Origin of the sequence: Verrucosispora sp. SN26_14.1 (assembly GCF_004307965.1) — a bacterium.
Lineage (GTDB): Bacteria > Actinomycetota > Actinomycetes > Mycobacteriales > Micromonosporaceae > Micromonospora.
Map to the genome: position 1 here is coordinate 1 of NZ_SISL01000121.1, position 14300 is coordinate 14300.

The following is a 14300-nucleotide window of genomic DNA, read 5'->3' on the forward strand; positions in this document are numbered from 1 at the left end:
GCCGCCCGGAGAGGGCGGCCAGCCGGCGCAGCGTCCACTCGTGCGCCGCCTCGGCGTCACCACCACCGATGCGGAACAGCCCGCGCCGCAGCGTCCGCTCGAAGATCACCGGCTGGCCCGCAGCGTGGCGTGCAGGTCCTGCAACGGGCGTACCTGCATGTCGCCCCGGATCAGGGCCTCGATGCCCATCACCGCAGCGGCGGCACCGGGCACCGTGGTGACGCACGGGATGTCCGCGGTCACCGCCGCGCTGCGGATCTCGTACCCGTCGGAGCGGGCACTCGCGCCGGAACCCTGCGGAGTGTTGATCACCAGCGCCACCCGACCGGAGCGGATCAGCGAGACGGCGTCGTCGTCGGCACCGGCCTCGTAGTGCTTGGCCGCCAGCTCGCAGGCGATGCCGTGGCGGCGCAGCACCTCGGCGGTGCCGCTGGTCGCCACGATCTCGAAGCCCAGGTCGGCCAGGCGCTTCACCGGGAAGATCATGCCGCGCTTGTCGCGGTTCGCCACCGACACGAAGATCTTGCCCTGGGTGGGCAGCGAGCCGTACGCGGCCGACTGGGACTTGGCGAAGGCGTGCCCGAAGGCGGTGTCGATGCCCATCACCTCGCCGGTCGACTTCATCTCCGGACCGAGCAGCGAGTCCACCCCCTTGCCGGCCGGCGTGCGGAACCGCTTGAACGGCAGCACCGCCTCCTTCACCGCGATCGGGGCGTCCGGCGGCAGCGAGCCACCGTCCCCGGTCGCCGGAAGCATCCCCTCGGCGCGCAGCTCCGCGACGGTGGCGCCGAGCGCGATCCGGGCCGCCGCCTTGGCCAGCGGCACCGCCGTGGCCTTGGAGACGAACGGCACCGTCCGCGAGGCACGCGGGTTGGCCTCCAGCACGTACAGCGCGTCGTCCTTGAGCGCGTACTGCACGTTGAGCAGGCCGCGTACGCCGATGCCCCGGGCGATCGCCTCGGTGTACCCGCGCACCTGGGCCACGTGGGAACTGGCCAGGGTGATCGGCGGCAGCGCGCACGAGGAGTCGCCGGAGTGGATGCCGGCCTCCTCGATGTGCTCCATGATCCCGCCGAGGTACACCTCACCGTCGGCGTCGCAGAGCGCGTCCACGTCGATCTCGATGGCGTCGTCCAGGAACCGGTCCACCAGCACCGGATGGTCCGGCGAGATGTCGGTGGCCCGCCCGATGTAGTCGCGCAGCGTCACGTCGTCGTAGACGATCTCCATGCCCCGCCCGCCGAGCACGTACGAGGGGCGGACCAGCACCGGGTAGCCGATCTCGTCGGCGATCCCCTTCGCCTCCTCGTACGAGGTGGCGGTGCCGTGTGCCGGCGCCCGCAGCCCGGCCCGGGCCAGCAACGCCCCGAACGCGCCACGTTCCTCGGCCAGGTGGATCGACTCCGGGGAGGTGCCCACCACCGGCACCCCGGCGTCCTTGAGCCGCTGCGCCAGCCCGAGCGGCGTCTGCCCGCCGAGCTGCACGATCACCCCGATCACGCCCGGCCCGCCGGCCTCCCGGCCGGAGGTGTCCTCGGCGTGCCAGACCTCCAGCACGTCCTCGAACGTGAGCGGCTCGAAGTAGAGCCGGTCGGCGGTGTCGTAGTCGGTGGAGACCGTCTCCGGGTTGCAGTTGATCATGACGGTCTCGAACCCGCCGGCGCCGGCCGGACCGGCCGGCGCCTCCCGCAACGCCTGGACCGCGTGCACGCAGGAGTAGTCGAACTCGATGCCCTGCCCGATGCGGTTCGGCCCGGAACCGAGGATCAGCACCTTCGGCCGCGCCGAGCCGACCACCTCGGTCTCGGAGTCGTACGAGGAGTAGTGGTAAGGAGTGCTCGCCTCGAACTCGGCGGCGCAGGTGTCCACCGTCTTGTAGACCGGCCGGACGTCCAGCCGGTGCCGCAGCGTGCGTACCCCGTCCTCGGCGGCCAGCTCCGGACGCAGCACGGCCAGCTGCCGGTCGGAGAGCCCGGCCCGCTTGGCCCGGCGCAGCAGTCCGGCGTCGAGCACCGGCGCGGCCACGATCTCGGCACGCAGCTCGACCAACCCGGCGATCTGGTCCAGGAACCACGGGTCGATCCCGCCGGAGGCGGCGCTGACCTCGGCGATCGAGGCGCCCAACCGCAGCGCCCGCTCCACCGTGTAGAGCCGGCCGTCGTGCGGTACGCCCAACGCCGCGAGGGTGTTCTCCTTCGTCGCGTCCGCCGGGTCGGGCAGGGTCCAGAAACCCGTCGCCTTGGTCTCCAGCGAACGCATCGCCTTGTTCAGCGCCTCGGTGAAGTTGCGCCCGAGGCTCATCGCCTCGCCGACGGACTTCATCGTGGTGGTCAGCTCCGGGTCCGCGCCGGGGAACTTTTCGAACGCGAACCGGGGGATCTTCACCACCACGTAGTCGAGCGACGGCTCGAAGGCCGCCGGCGTCTTGAGGGTGATGTCGTTGGGGATCTCGTCCAGGGTGTAGCCGATGGCCAGCTTCGCGGCGATCTTCGCGATCGGGAACCCGGTCGCCTTCGAGGCCAGCGCCGAGGAACGCGACACCCGGGGATTCATCTCGATGACCACGATCCGGCCGTCGGCCGGGTTGATGGCGAACTGGATGTTGCAGCCGCCGGTGTCCACGCCGACCTCACGCAGCACCGCGATGCCCAGGTCACGCAGGTCCTGGTACTCCCGGTCGGTCAACGTCATGGCCGGCGCCACGGTCACGCTGTCGCCGGTGTGCACGCCCATCGGGTCGACGTTCTCGATCGAGCAGACCACCACCACGTTGTCGTGGCGGTCCCGCATCAGTTCGAGCTCGTACTCCTTCCAGCCGAGCACGCTCTCCTCGATCAGCACCTCGTGCACCGGGCTGGCGTCCAGCCCGGCACCGGCGATGCGCTCCAGGTCGGCGTCGGTGTGCGCCATGCCCGAACCGAGGCCGCCCATGGTGAACGACGGCCGGATCACCACCGGCAGACCCAACTCACCGGCCGTCTCGCGGACCTCGTCCATCGAGTGGCAGACCCGCGACCGCGGCACCAGCCCGGCCGGGTCCTCGATCCCGATGCGTACGCCGGCCTTGGCCACGATGTCCTTGAACAGCTGCCGGTCCTCACCGCGACGGATCGCCTCGACGTCCGCGCCGATCAGCTCGACGCCGTACTTGTCGAGCACACCGGCCTCGTGCAGCGCCACGGCGGTGTTCAGCGCGGTCTGCCCGCCCAGCGTGGGCAGCACGGCGTCCGGCCGCTCCTTGGCGATGACCAGCTCCACGAACTCCGGAGTGATCGGCTCGACGTAGGTGGCGTCGGCGAACTCCGGGTCGGTCATGATGGTCGCCGGGTTCGAGTTGACCAGGCTGACCCGGATCCCCTCGCTGCGCAGCACCCGGCAGGCCTGGGTGCCGGAGTAGTCGAACTCGCAGGCCTGCCCGATGATGATCGGCCCGGAGCCGATCACCAGGATGTGCTTGAGATCGGTCCGCTTAGGCATTCGTACGCCCCTCGCTGTGGGTCCGGCCCTCGATCAACTCGGCGAACCGGTCGAAGAGATAGTCCGCGTCGTGCGGACCGGCTGCCGCTTCCGGGTGGTACTGGACGGTGAAGGCGGGCACGTCCCGGGCCCGCAGCCCCTCGACCACGTTGTCGTTGAGGCAGAGATGGCTCACCTGCACGCCGCCGAACTCGGTCTCGATCACCTGGTCCGGCACCACCGCACCCGGCGTCACGCCGGGCACCTCCACCGCGAAGCCGTGGTTGTGGCTGGTCACCTCCACCTTGCCGGTGACCCGGTCGATGACCGGCTGGTTGATGCCCCGGTGGCCGTAACCGAGCTTGTAGGTGCCGAAGCCGAGCGCCCGCCCCAGGATCTGGCTGCCGAAGCAGATGCCGAACAGCGGCATCCGCCGCCGCAGCACCTCCCGGGCCAACCCGACCGGCCCGTCGGCGGTGGCCGGGTCGCCCGGACCGGGCGAGAAGAAGACCGCGTCCGCCCCGGTCGCCAGCAGGTCCTCGATGGACGAGTGCGCCGGCATGACGTGCGTGGTCACCCCACGGGCGGCGAGCCGACGCGGCACGTTGCGCTTGATCCCCAGGTCGAGCGCGGCCACCGTGAACCGGTGCTCGCCCTCGGCCCGCACCACGTACGGCTCCGCCGTGGTCACCTCGGCGGAGAGGTCCGCGCCGAGCATCTGCGGCGACTCGCGTACCCGGGCCAGCAGCGCCCGCGGGTCGTCCTCGACGCTGGAGATACCGACCCGCATCGCGCCGCGCTCGCGCAGGTGCCGGGTCAACGCCCGGGTGTCCACCCCGCTGATGCCGACGATGCCCTCGGTGCCGAGCCGGTCCTCCAGGCCACCGGTGGCCCGCCAGTTCGAGCTGGCCCGGGCCGGGTCACGCACCACGTACCCGGCCACCCAGATGCGTCGTGACTCGTCGTCCTCGCCGTTGACCCCGGTGTTGCCGATGTGCGGGGCGGTCTGCACGACGACCTGACGGTGGTACGACGGGTCGGTCAGCGTCTCCTGGTAACCGGTCATGCCGGTGTTGAACACCGCCTCGCCGAAGGTCTCCCCGACGCTGCCGTACGACTCGCCGTGGAACGTGCGACCGTCCTCCAGGACGAGAATCGCGGGACGCCTACGACTCACTTGATTGCCTTTCCGTCCAGGACCGTCGCCTCGCCACGCAGGAAGGTCGCCACGATGCGACCCGGCAGCGTCATCCGGGCGTACGGGGTGTTGCGGCTACGACTGGCCATCTCGGCCGGCTCGATCACCCGGCGGACCTCCGGGTCGACCAGGGTCAGGTTGGCCGGTATGCCCGGCGCCGGGTCGTGCCCGTGCTCGGTCAGACCGGCGATCCGCGCCGGCGTGCGCGACATCCGCTCGGCGATCAGGTCCCACTCCGGGCCGAGCACGTCGAGCGCGATCGACAGCGCCGTCTCCAGCCCGAGCATCCCGGGCCGGGCGTACGCCCACTCGCACTCCTTGTCCTCCACCGCGTGCGGGGCGTGGTCGGTGGCCACGATGTCGATCACCCCGTCGACCAGGGCGGCCCGCAGGGCGGCGATGTCGGTGGCGGTCCGCAGCGGCGGGTTCACCTTGAAGACCGGGTCGTACGACCCGGCCGGGCTCCATCCGTCCGCGACCTCCGGGCTGGCCAGCTCGCTTCCCCCACCGACCAGAGTGTCGGTGAGCAGCAGGTGGTGCGGGGTCACCTCGGCGGTGACCCGTACCCCCCGGGCCTTCGCCTGGCGCAGCACCTCGACGCTGCCGGCGGTGGAGACGTGGCAGACGTGCAGTCGGCTGCCGACGTGCTCGGCCAGCAGCACGTCCCGGGCGATGATGGCCTCCTCGGCCACCGCCGGCCAGCCGGTCAGGCCCAGCCGGGTGGAGACCTCGCCCTCGTGCATCTGCGCGCCCTCGGTGAGCCGGGGCTCCTCGGCGTGCTGGGCGATGATGCCGTCGAACGCCTTGACATACTCCAGCGCGCGGCGCATCAGCCGGGGGTCGGCGACGCAGTGCCCGTCGTCGGAGAAGATCCGCACCCGGGCGGCGGAGTCGGCCATCGCGCCCAGCTCGGCGAGGCGCTCACCGGCCAGCCCGACGGTGACCGCGCCGATCGGCTGCACGTCGACCAGCCCGGCCTCCCGACCGAGCCGCCACACCTGCTCGACCACCCCGGCGGTGTCCGCCACCGGCGAGGTGTTCGCCATCGCGCAGACCGCCGTGTACCCGCCCAGCGCCGCCGACCGCGACCCCGTCTCGACCGTCTCGGCGTCCTCCCGGCCCGGCTCGCGCAGGTGTGTGTGCAGGTCGACCAGGCCCGGCAGGGCGACCAGCCCGGCGGCCTCGACCACGGTCGCGTCCGGCGCGGAGAGCCCCGCGCCGGCCTCGGCGACCACGCCGTCGCGGATCAGCAGGTCGGTCGGTGCGGCACCGAGCACGCTGACGTTCCTGATCAGGTACGAGTTCACCGGTTGTTCCCCCCGAGCAGCAGATAGAGGACGGCCATCCGCACGGAGACCCCGTTGGCGACCTGTTCGACGATGGTGGAGCGGGGCGAGTCGGCGACCTCCGGCGTGATCTCCATGCCCCGGTTCATCGGACCGGGGTGCATGACGATCGCGTGCTCCGGAAGCCGGCGCATCCGCGGGCCGTCCAGGCCGTAGCGGCGGGCGTACTCGCGGGCGGACGGGAAGTAGGAGTCGCCCATCCGCTCCCGCTGCACCCGCAGCATCATCACCACGTCCGACGACGGCAGCACCGCGTCCAGGTCGTAGCAGACGTCGGTGCCGGGAGCGAGGGCGGCGACGATGTCGCGCGGGATGAGCGTCGGCGGCCCGACCAGGGTCACCTTCGCGCCGAGCGTGGACAGCAGCAGCACGTTCGAGCGGGCCACCCGGGAGTGCAGCACGTCGCCCACCACCGCGACCGACAGGCCGGCCAGGCGGCCCAGCCGGGAGCGCATCGTGTACGCGTCGAGCAGCGCCTGCGTCGGGTGCTCGTGGGTGCCGTCACCGGCGTTGACCACCGAGCCGTCGACCCAGTCGGCGAGGCGGTGCGGGGCACCGGAGGCAGGATGGCGGACCACCACCGCGTCGGCGCCCATCGCCTGGAGGGTCAACGCGGTGTCCTTCAGGCTCTCGCCCTTGGCGACGCTGGAACCCTTCGCGGAAAAGTTGATCACGTCGGCGCTGAGCCGCTTCGCCGCCGCCTCGAAGGAGATCCGGGTACGGGTGGAGTCCTCGTAGAACAGGTTCACCACCGTCCGGCCGCGCAGCGCGGGCAGCTTCTTCACCTCACGCCCGGCCACCGCGGACATCTCCCCGGCGGTGTCCAGGATCTGGGTCGCGGTCTCGGCGTCCAGGTCGGCGCCGGAGAGCAGGTGCCTGATCACGAGAGGGCTACCTCCCCGTAGAGACGGACCTCGTCGGCACCGTCAGTCTCGGCGAGCGTGACCTTGACGCTCTCGGCGAGGGCCGTCGGGATGTTCTTGCCCACGTAGTCGGCGCGGATCGGCAACTGCCGGTGGCCCCGGTCGACCAACACGGCGAGTTGCACCGAGGAGGGCCGTCCGAGATCGCCGAGCGCGTCCAGCGCAGCGCGGACCGTGCGGCCGGAGAAGAGCACGTCGTCGACGAGGACCACCCGCATGCCGTCGATGCCGCCGGCCGGGAGCTGGGTCGGACCGACCGCCCGGGTGGCGTTGCGGCGCAGGTCGTCGCGGTAGAGCGTGATGTCCAGCACGCCGACCGGAACGGAGACGTCCTCGAAGGCGCTGATCCGCGCGGCGAGGCGCCGGGCGAGCGGGGCGCCACGGGTCGGGATGCCCAACAACACGGTGTCGCCGGCGCCCTGGGTCTTCTCGAGGATCTGGTGTGCGATCCGGTCGACGACGCGTTGCACGTCGGCGCTGGTCAGGATCACCTTCACCGAGGGTTGTCGCGGCGGCGACGAATGGGCAGCCGATGGGTAGGCCACGGCGGACCTCCTTCCCCGCCTCACGGGACGGGTCGTTAAAGGACGTCGGGTACTCCGGACCGGTCAAGATCGGCCGGCGGAGGGGCTTCGGCCACGTTACCAGTGGTCGTCGCCGCGACCACCCTCGGGAGCGAGTGGTCCCGGCCACGCACGGCGTGACCGTACGCGTATCGGTTCAGCGGGCAGAACGGGACAACTCACCCGGAGCCTCCAACCGGCGGCTCTCGACCACTTGACCGGGTGTACGAATCCCCGTACCGTCACGCTCCGTAGCGATCGCTGGGAGAACCCCGAGCAGCACTGGGAGTGTCCGAATGCCCTCTGAATACGCCAAGTCTCTGGGCGCCCGCCTGCGCTCCATCCGCCAGCAGCAGGGCCTGTCCCTGCAGGGCGTGGAGGAGAAGTCGAACGGGCGCTGGAAGGCGGTGGTGGTCGGCTCGTACGAGCGCGGCGACCGTGCCGTCACCGTGTCCCGTCTGGCCGAGTTGGCCGAGTTCTACCGCGTTCCCGTATCGGAGTTGCTGCCCGACGGCAGCGGAGTGCGGCACGAGCCCACCAGCAAGATCGTGCTGGACCTGGAGCGGCTCTACGACGAGGCCAGCGAGGAGCTCGCCTACGTCGCCCGGTACGCCCGCGCCATCCAGCAGCAGCGGGGCGACTACAACGGTCGGGTGCTGTCGATCCGCGCCGACGACCTGCGCGCCCTCGCCATCGTCTACGACGCCTCCCCGTCCGGCCTGATCGAGCGCCTGACCGAGCACGGTGTGCTCGTCGCCGACCCGCGGGCGTTCTTCGCCTCCTGACCCCTGACGACAAAGGGGCCCTGCCATCCGGCATGGGCCCCTTTGTCGTAGGTCCGGCTGTCGCGGGACCGGTTGTCGCGCCGGCCCTGGTGCGTCCGGCCTGTCGGCGGGAGAGTTCAGCGGGTCGCGTACTCGGCGATCCGGCCGAGCAGACCGTTGAGGAAGCGTGGCGAGTCGTCCGTCGACATCTGTCGGGCCAACTCCACCGCCTCACTGATCGCCACCGCGTCGTCGATCTCGTCGATGTAGAGCAGCTCGTAGACCGCGATCCGGGCCAGGTTCCGGTCGACCGTCGGCATCCGGTCCAGCGTCCAGCCCTCGGCGTAACTGGCGATCAGCTCGTCGATCCGGTCCAGGTTCCCGGCCACGCCCTCGACCAGGCCGACCGCGTACCCGAGGTGTTCGGGATGCGGCTTGTCGAGCCGCTCGATGTAACCGGCGAGCACCTCCACCGGTGGACGATCACGCAGGTCGGCCTCGAAGAGCACGTCCAGCGCCCGCTTGCGCGCCTTGCGGCGCGCCGGCATCTGCTGTTTGGGACCCTCGGCCATCAGGAGGCGCGGCCGAGGTAACGACCGTCGCGGGTGTCGACCTTGATCTTCTCGCCGGTGGTGATGAAGAGCGGCACGTTCACGGTCGCGCCGGTCTCCACGGTCGCCGGCTTGTTGCCGCCGGTCGAACGGTCACCCTGCAGGCCGGGCTCGGTGTAGGTGACCTCGAGCACGACCGAGGTCGACAGCTCGATGTACAGCGGGACGCCCTCGTGCGTGGCCACGATCGCCTCGGCCTCGGGCAGCAGATAGTTGGCGGCCTCGCCGACCGTCCCGCCGGGCACCGTGATCTGGTCGAACGTCTCCATGTCCATGAAGACGAAGTCCTCGCCGTCGGCGTAGAGGTACTGCATGGTGCGCTTGTCCACGGTCGCGGTCTCGACCTTGGTGCCCGCGTTGAAGGTCTTGTCGACGACCTTGCCGGAGAGCACGTTCTTCAGCGTGGTACGCACGAACGCACCACCCTTACCGGGCTTGACGTGCTGGAACTCGACGACGGCCCAGAGCTCCCCGTCGAGGTTGAGTACCAGGCCGTTCTTCAGGTCGTTGGTGGTGGCCATTTCCTGCCTTGATCATCAGCTGGCGGACAGACCTGACAAGTCTACTCGCCGCCGCCCGACCCGCTGCCCGCCGCCGTCCCGCTCACCCCGCGACCCCCGATCCGGCGGCCACCCGGTCCCGCCAGTCGGGGCGATCGGGCAGGGCCCGGAGGACCACCGCACCCATTCGATCGTCACGGCCGGTAGCGTCGCCGTTGCCCCGGATCACCCCCACGCCGCCTTTGCTCTGCTTCAACCCACGCAACGGTCACCGTCCGCGTTGATCGAACCCGGACAGCGGAGACCACGCCCCATATCGCCCCTGTTCAGCAGCTATTGCGTGGGTTGAAGCAGAGCAAAGGCCAGCGGGACCACCACGACCGCCGCTCCGGGCAATCACTCAGCGCGACCGTCACTCCCGGCTACCGTCACGCCTCAGCGCCGGAGCGGGTATCAATCTCGGCCACGCGCCGGGTCTGCGCAGCGGGCCGGGTCTGCGCAGCGGGCCGGGTCAGCCGTCCTGGTCGAGGTGGGTGGCCAGGTGGTGCAGGGCCAGGCGGTAGCCGTCCACGCCGAGCCCGCAGATGACTCCCGTGGCCACCGCCGAGACCACCGAGTGGTGCCGGAACTCCTCCCGAGCGTGGATGTTGGAGATGTGCACCTCGACCAGCGGGGCGCGCAACAGGGCGCAGGCGTCCCGGACCGCGATCGAGTAGTGCGACCACGCGGCCGGGTTGAGCACCACGGCAGCGCCCTCGTCCGCCGCGTCGTGCAGCCAGCCGAGCAGTTCGTGCTCGGCGTCGGTCTGCCGGACGGTGACGCTCAGTCCGAGTTCGCGTCCGGTCGACTCGCAGAGCTCGACCAGGTCGGCGTAGCTGGTCACGCCGTAGACGTCGACCTGACGCGTGCCCAGCCGCCCCAGATTCGGCCCGTTGAGCACGTAGACCTTCACGGGGATACCGCCCGGTATGCCTCACGGAGCAGGTCGTCGTCGGGGCCTTCGAGGATGGCCGGGCGGGCCAGCCCGTCGAGCACCACGAACCGCAGCCGGCTGCCCCGGGTCTTCTTGTCGACCCGCATCGTGGCCAGCAGCCCGGGCCAGGCGTCGGCCGGGTACTCGGTGGGCAGGCCGAGTGCGGTCACCACGTCGCGGTGCCGGCGGGCGGTGGACTCGTCCAGCCGGCCGGCCAGCCGGGCCAGTTCGGCGGCGTACACCAGGCCGACCGCGACCGCGTGACCGTGCCGCCAGCGGTACCCTTCGGCCTTCTCGATCGCGTGGGCGAGGGTGTGCCCGTAGTTGAGCACCTCGCGTACGCCCGACTCGCGCAGGTCTCCGGCGACCACATCGGCCTTCACGCGGATCGCGCGTTCGATGAGTTCCCGGACGACCGGGCCGGTCGGGTCGGTGGCCGCCGCCGGTGCCTGCTCGACCAGGTCGAGGATGGCCGGATCGGCGATGAAGCCGCACTTGACCACCTCGGCCATTCCGGCGGCCAACTCGACCGGGGGCAGGCTGTCCAGCGTGGCCAGGTCGGCCAGCACCCCGACCGGCGGGTGGAAGGCACCCACCAGGTTCTTGCCGGCGGCGGTGTTGATGCCGGTCTTGCCGCCGACCGCCGCGTCGACCATGCCGAGCAGCGAGGTGGCCACCGGCACCCAGCGGACCCCGCGCAGCCAGCAGGCCGCCACGAAGCCGGCCAGGTCGGTGACGGCGCCGCCACCCAACCCGACGACCGCGTCGGTACGGGTGAAGCCGGCCTCACCGAGCCGGTCCCAGCAGTGTGCCGCCACGTCGACGTGCTTGCCGGCCTCGGCGTCCGGCACCTCGATGGCGAGCGGCGTCACACCGGACGCGGCCAGCCGGGTGCCGATCGCGTCGGCCGACTCCTTGAGCGCCGCGGTGTGCAGCACCGCCACCCGGGTCGCGTCGGGCAGCAGCCCCGGCAGCGTGTCGAGCAGGTCCCGCCCGACGAGGACGTCGTACGGCCGTTCGCCGCCGACCGGGATCCGGGTCACCTCGTCCATCGCGGGAACCTAACCCTCCGTGCGCAGCAGCTGCGCGATCTCGGCGACGATCTCCTCCGGCGTCCGGCCGTCGGTCACGACCGTGTGGGTGGCCACCTCGGTGTAGAGCGGCCGGCGCTGGTCCATCAGGTGTTTCAGGGTGGCCCGGGGGTTGATCGCCAGCAGCGGCCGTCCGGCACCGAGACCGACCCGCTTGACCGCGTCGGGCAACTCGACGGAGAGGTGCACGACCCGGTGCCCGACCAGCGCGGCCCGGTTCTCCTCGGCGAGCACCGCGCCACCGCCCAGGGCGAGCACGCCGGAGCAGGAGGCCAGTGCCGCCGCCACCGCGGCGCGTTCCAGGGCGCGGAAGTGCGCCTCCCCCTCGTCGAGGAAGATCTCCGGGATCGGCTTGCCGGCGAGCCGTTCGATGTCGGCGTCGGTGTCGCGGAACTCGACCCCGAGCGCTTCCGCCAGCCCCTGCCCGACGGTGGTCTTGCCCGAGCCGGGTGCGCCGACCAGGACGCAGACCGGGCGGGTCGGAGCGGTCACCGGATCACCAGCGCGTCGAGGTAGCCGGTCAGGTTACGCCGCATCTCGGCGATCGAGTCGCCACCGAACTTCTCCACCGCCGCCTCGGCCAGCACCAGCGCCACCATCGCCTCGGCGACGACGGCGGCGGCGGGCACCGCGCAGACGTCGGAGCGCTGGTTGATCGCGGTGGCCGGTTCGCCGGTGGTCACGTCCACCGTGGCCAGGGCGCGGTTCAGCGAGGAGATCGGCTTCATCGCGGCCTTCACCCGCAGCGGTTCACCGGTGGTGATGCCGCCCTCCAGCCCGCCGGCCCGGTCGGTGACCCTCCGGACGCCGGTGGCGGTGGGCATGATCTCGTCGTGGGCCTCGGAGCCCCGGGACCGGGCCTGCTGCCAGCCGTCGCCGATCTCCACACCCTTGATCGCCTGGATCGACATCAGCGCGGTGGCCAGTCGGGCGTCGAGCTTGCGGTCCCACTGCACGTGGCTGCCCAGGCCCGGCGGTACGCCGTACGCCAGCACCTCGACCACGCCGCCGAGGGTGTCGGCGGCCTTCTTCGCGGCGTCGACCTCGGCGACCATCCGGGCACTCGCCTCCGGGTCGAGGCAGCGCAGCGGGTCGGCGTCGATGCGCTCGGCGTCCTCGGGCCGGGGACGCAGCCCCGGCTTGACGGCGACCGGACCCAACTCGACCACGTGCGAGACGATCTCGACGTCGAGGGCCTGACGGAGCAGCGCCTTCGCCACCGTGCCGACGGCCACCCGGGCGGCGGTCTCCCGCGCGCTGGCCCGCTCCAGGATCGGCCGGGCGTCGGTGTGGCCGTACTTCTGCATGCCGGCCAGGTCGGCGTGACCGGGCCGGGGCCGGGTCAGCGGGGCGTTGCGGGCCTGCCGGGCCAGCTCCTCCGGATCGACCGGGTCGGCGGCCATCACGGTGCGCCACTTGGGCCACTCGGAGTTGCCGACCCGCATCGCGACCGGACTACCGAGCGTCACGCCGTGACGCAGGCCGCCGATGATCTCGATCTCGTCCTGCTCGAAGGCCATTCGCGCACCTCGGCCGTAGCCGAGCCGGCGACGCGCCAACTCCCCGGCGATCTCGGTGGAGGTCACCTCGATCCCGGCCGGCACCCCCTCCAGCATCGCGACGAGAGCGGGCCCGTGTGATTCCCCTGCGGTCAACCAGCGCAACACAGCGGCCAGTCTGTCACGCCCGGTGCCCGCCGACGCGCACCGCCCGCCGCGTCCCGCCCTGCGGACGCGGCGAACGGCACGCCGAGACCCGATCGGTCAGATGCCCCGGCCGCGCTTGTGCAGCGTGCGCAGCACGGCGTCGGCGCGGACCACCCGTCCGGCCACGGCCAGGGCCAGGTACGCCCGGGGTTCGCGCGGGTTGCGGCGGATGGTGCGCCGGGCCCAGCGCACCGCTCCGCGACGGTCCCCCGAGGCGGCTCGGGCGAAGGCGATCTGCCCGGCGACCCGGGCCTCCCCCGCCGGCTGGGTGGCGAACTCCGGATACCGCTCCAGCAACCACTGCAACGCCTCGGAGATGGTGTCCCAGCGCTGGGCGAAGTACGACCGCTTGTGCCAGCGCACCGTCACGTACGGGGCGCGCAGGTTCACCAGCGGGGCGCTACGGGCGGCCCGGAGCAGGAACTCGTAGTCCTCCGCGTAGCTGCCCGGGATCTCCTCGTCGACCAGCCCGAACCCGTCGCGCAACGCGGCCGCGCGGATCACGAAGGTCGACGGGTGCAGCTCGGTCATCCGGTCCCGCAGCAGGTCGGCCAGGCTGATCGAGTCGCGGTCCAGCACCCGCTCGACGGTGTGCCCGTCGTAGGTGACCCGGATGCCGCAGCTGACGAACTCGGCGCCGGGCACCGCGTTCAGCGCGTCGACCTGTGCCAGCAGTTTCCCGGGCAGCCACTCGTCGTCGTCGTCGCAGAAGGCGATCAGCTCACCGGTGGCCGCCAGCGTGCCCGAGTTGCGGGCCCCGGCCAGCCCCGGCGTGCGGGTGTTGGTCACCACGCGGACCGTCCGGTCCGGGCCGGAGAGATTGACCAGCGACGGGTCCGGCTCGGACTGGTCGTAGACCACGACCACCTCGACCGGGCCGGGATAGTCCTGCGCCACGATCGCGCGGACCGCGGCCCGCAGCAGCTCGGGGCGATCCCGGGTGGGCACCACGGCGCTCACGCTCGGGTAGGAGGTCATCGGTTCCGCCTTCCGTTCGGACCGGGCCCACGCCACGGCCGCCACCACGGCCGGTGACGCCGCTGCGCGGCCTCGGCCACCAATTCCTCGACGATGGTCCCCACCCGGCGGACCGCGGCCCGCTGCCCCTCGACCGCCTCGGCGTCGACCGTCACGGCGAACCGGGACCGGTCGGCCCGACCGGTCCCGGT

General features: G+C 71.8%; 13 protein-coding genes and 1 pseudogene. 1 reads left to right on the forward strand and 13 read right to left on the reverse strand.

Annotated features, from left to right (window positions below):
- Positions 1 to 105: 105 nt before the first annotated feature.
- The 5 genes from carB to pyrR are packed head-to-tail and all read right to left on the reverse strand — an operon-like array spanning position 106 to position 7468.
- The gene (carB, locus tag EYA84_RS13515) at positions 106 to 3477 is read right to left on the reverse strand and encodes a carbamoyl-phosphate synthase large subunit (RefSeq protein WP_131053395.1); all 3372 of its coding nucleotides are present in this window, start codon (positions 3475 to 3477) and stop codon (positions 106 to 108) included.
- Positions 3470 to 4633 carry a glutamine-hydrolyzing carbamoyl-phosphate synthase small subunit gene (gene carA / locus EYA84_RS13520; protein ID WP_131053396.1) on the reverse strand — a complete coding sequence of 388 codons (1164 nt, stop codon included), beginning with the start codon at positions 4631 to 4633 and terminating at the stop codon, positions 3470 to 3472. Before carA ends, carB begins: the two co-directional genes overlap by 8 nt.
- Positions 4630 to 5961, reverse strand: a complete 1332-nt coding sequence (locus EYA84_RS13525) for a dihydroorotase (RefSeq protein WP_131053397.1) — start codon at positions 5959 to 5961, stop codon at positions 4630 to 4632. Before EYA84_RS13525 ends, carA begins: the two co-directional genes overlap by 4 nt.
- Positions 5958 to 6884 carry an aspartate carbamoyltransferase catalytic subunit gene (locus EYA84_RS13530; protein WP_131053398.1) on the reverse strand — a complete coding sequence of 309 codons (927 nt, stop codon included), beginning with the start codon at positions 6882 to 6884 and terminating at the stop codon, positions 5958 to 5960. Before EYA84_RS13530 ends, EYA84_RS13525 begins: the two co-directional genes overlap by 4 nt.
- Positions 6881 to 7468, reverse strand: coding sequence for a bifunctional pyr operon transcriptional regulator/uracil phosphoribosyltransferase PyrR (pyrR, locus tag EYA84_RS13535; RefSeq protein WP_131053399.1), 588 nt, complete (start codon positions 7466 to 7468; stop codon positions 6881 to 6883). The genes EYA84_RS13530 and pyrR overlap by 4 nt, the downstream gene beginning before the upstream one ends.
- A 314-nt stretch (positions 7469 to 7782) precedes the next feature.
- Between pyrR and EYA84_RS13540 the strand changes: the two genes are divergently transcribed.
- Positions 7783 to 8271 (forward strand): transcriptional regulator, encoded by a 489-nt coding sequence (locus EYA84_RS13540; protein ID WP_117229180.1) that lies wholly within the window; start codon positions 7783 to 7785, stop codon positions 8269 to 8271.
- A 116-nt stretch (positions 8272 to 8387) separates the two neighbouring features.
- Here EYA84_RS13540 and nusB read toward each other — a convergent pair whose 3' ends face one another.
- The 8 genes and pseudogenes from nusB to EYA84_RS33455 form a co-directional block, all read right to left on the reverse strand.
- Complete coding sequence (gene nusB / locus EYA84_RS13545; RefSeq protein ID WP_176093304.1) at positions 8388 to 8798, reverse strand: transcription antitermination factor NusB; 411 nt, start codon at positions 8796 to 8798, stop codon at positions 8388 to 8390.
- Positions 8799 to 8821: 23 nt separating this feature from the next.
- Positions 8822 to 9382: an elongation factor P gene (efp, locus tag EYA84_RS13550; protein WP_131053401.1), complete on the reverse strand. Its 561-nt coding sequence runs from the start codon at positions 9380 to 9382 to the stop codon at positions 8822 to 8824.
- Between the two features lie 490 nt (positions 9383 to 9872).
- Positions 9873 to 10313, reverse strand: a complete 441-nt coding sequence (gene aroQ, locus EYA84_RS13555) for a type II 3-dehydroquinate dehydratase (protein ID WP_131053402.1) — start codon at positions 10311 to 10313, stop codon at positions 9873 to 9875.
- The gene (gene aroB / locus EYA84_RS13560) at positions 10310 to 11386 is read right to left on the reverse strand and encodes a 3-dehydroquinate synthase (protein WP_131053403.1); all 1077 of its coding nucleotides are present in this window, start codon (positions 11384 to 11386) and stop codon (positions 10310 to 10312) included. Before aroB ends, aroQ begins: the two co-directional genes overlap by 4 nt.
- A gap of 9 nt (positions 11387 to 11395) precedes the next feature.
- The gene (locus EYA84_RS13565) at positions 11396 to 11917 is read right to left on the reverse strand and encodes a shikimate kinase (protein ID WP_131053404.1); all 522 of its coding nucleotides are present in this window, start codon (positions 11915 to 11917) and stop codon (positions 11396 to 11398) included.
- Positions 11914 to 13092 carry a chorismate synthase gene (gene aroC / locus EYA84_RS13570; protein ID WP_131053405.1) on the reverse strand — a complete coding sequence of 393 codons (1179 nt, stop codon included), beginning with the start codon at positions 13090 to 13092 and terminating at the stop codon, positions 11914 to 11916. The genes EYA84_RS13565 and aroC overlap by 4 nt, the downstream gene beginning before the upstream one ends.
- Before the next feature lie 96 nt (positions 13093 to 13188).
- Entirely contained in the window at positions 13189 to 14109 is a 921-nt protein-coding gene (locus EYA84_RS13575; RefSeq protein WP_131053406.1) for a glycosyltransferase family 2 protein, read from the reverse strand.
- Positions 14106 to 14300, reverse strand: a pseudogene (locus tag EYA84_RS33455) (glycosyl transferase family 28); the annotation flags it as partial. The pseudogene EYA84_RS33455 and the gene EYA84_RS13575, both read right to left, overlap by 4 nt.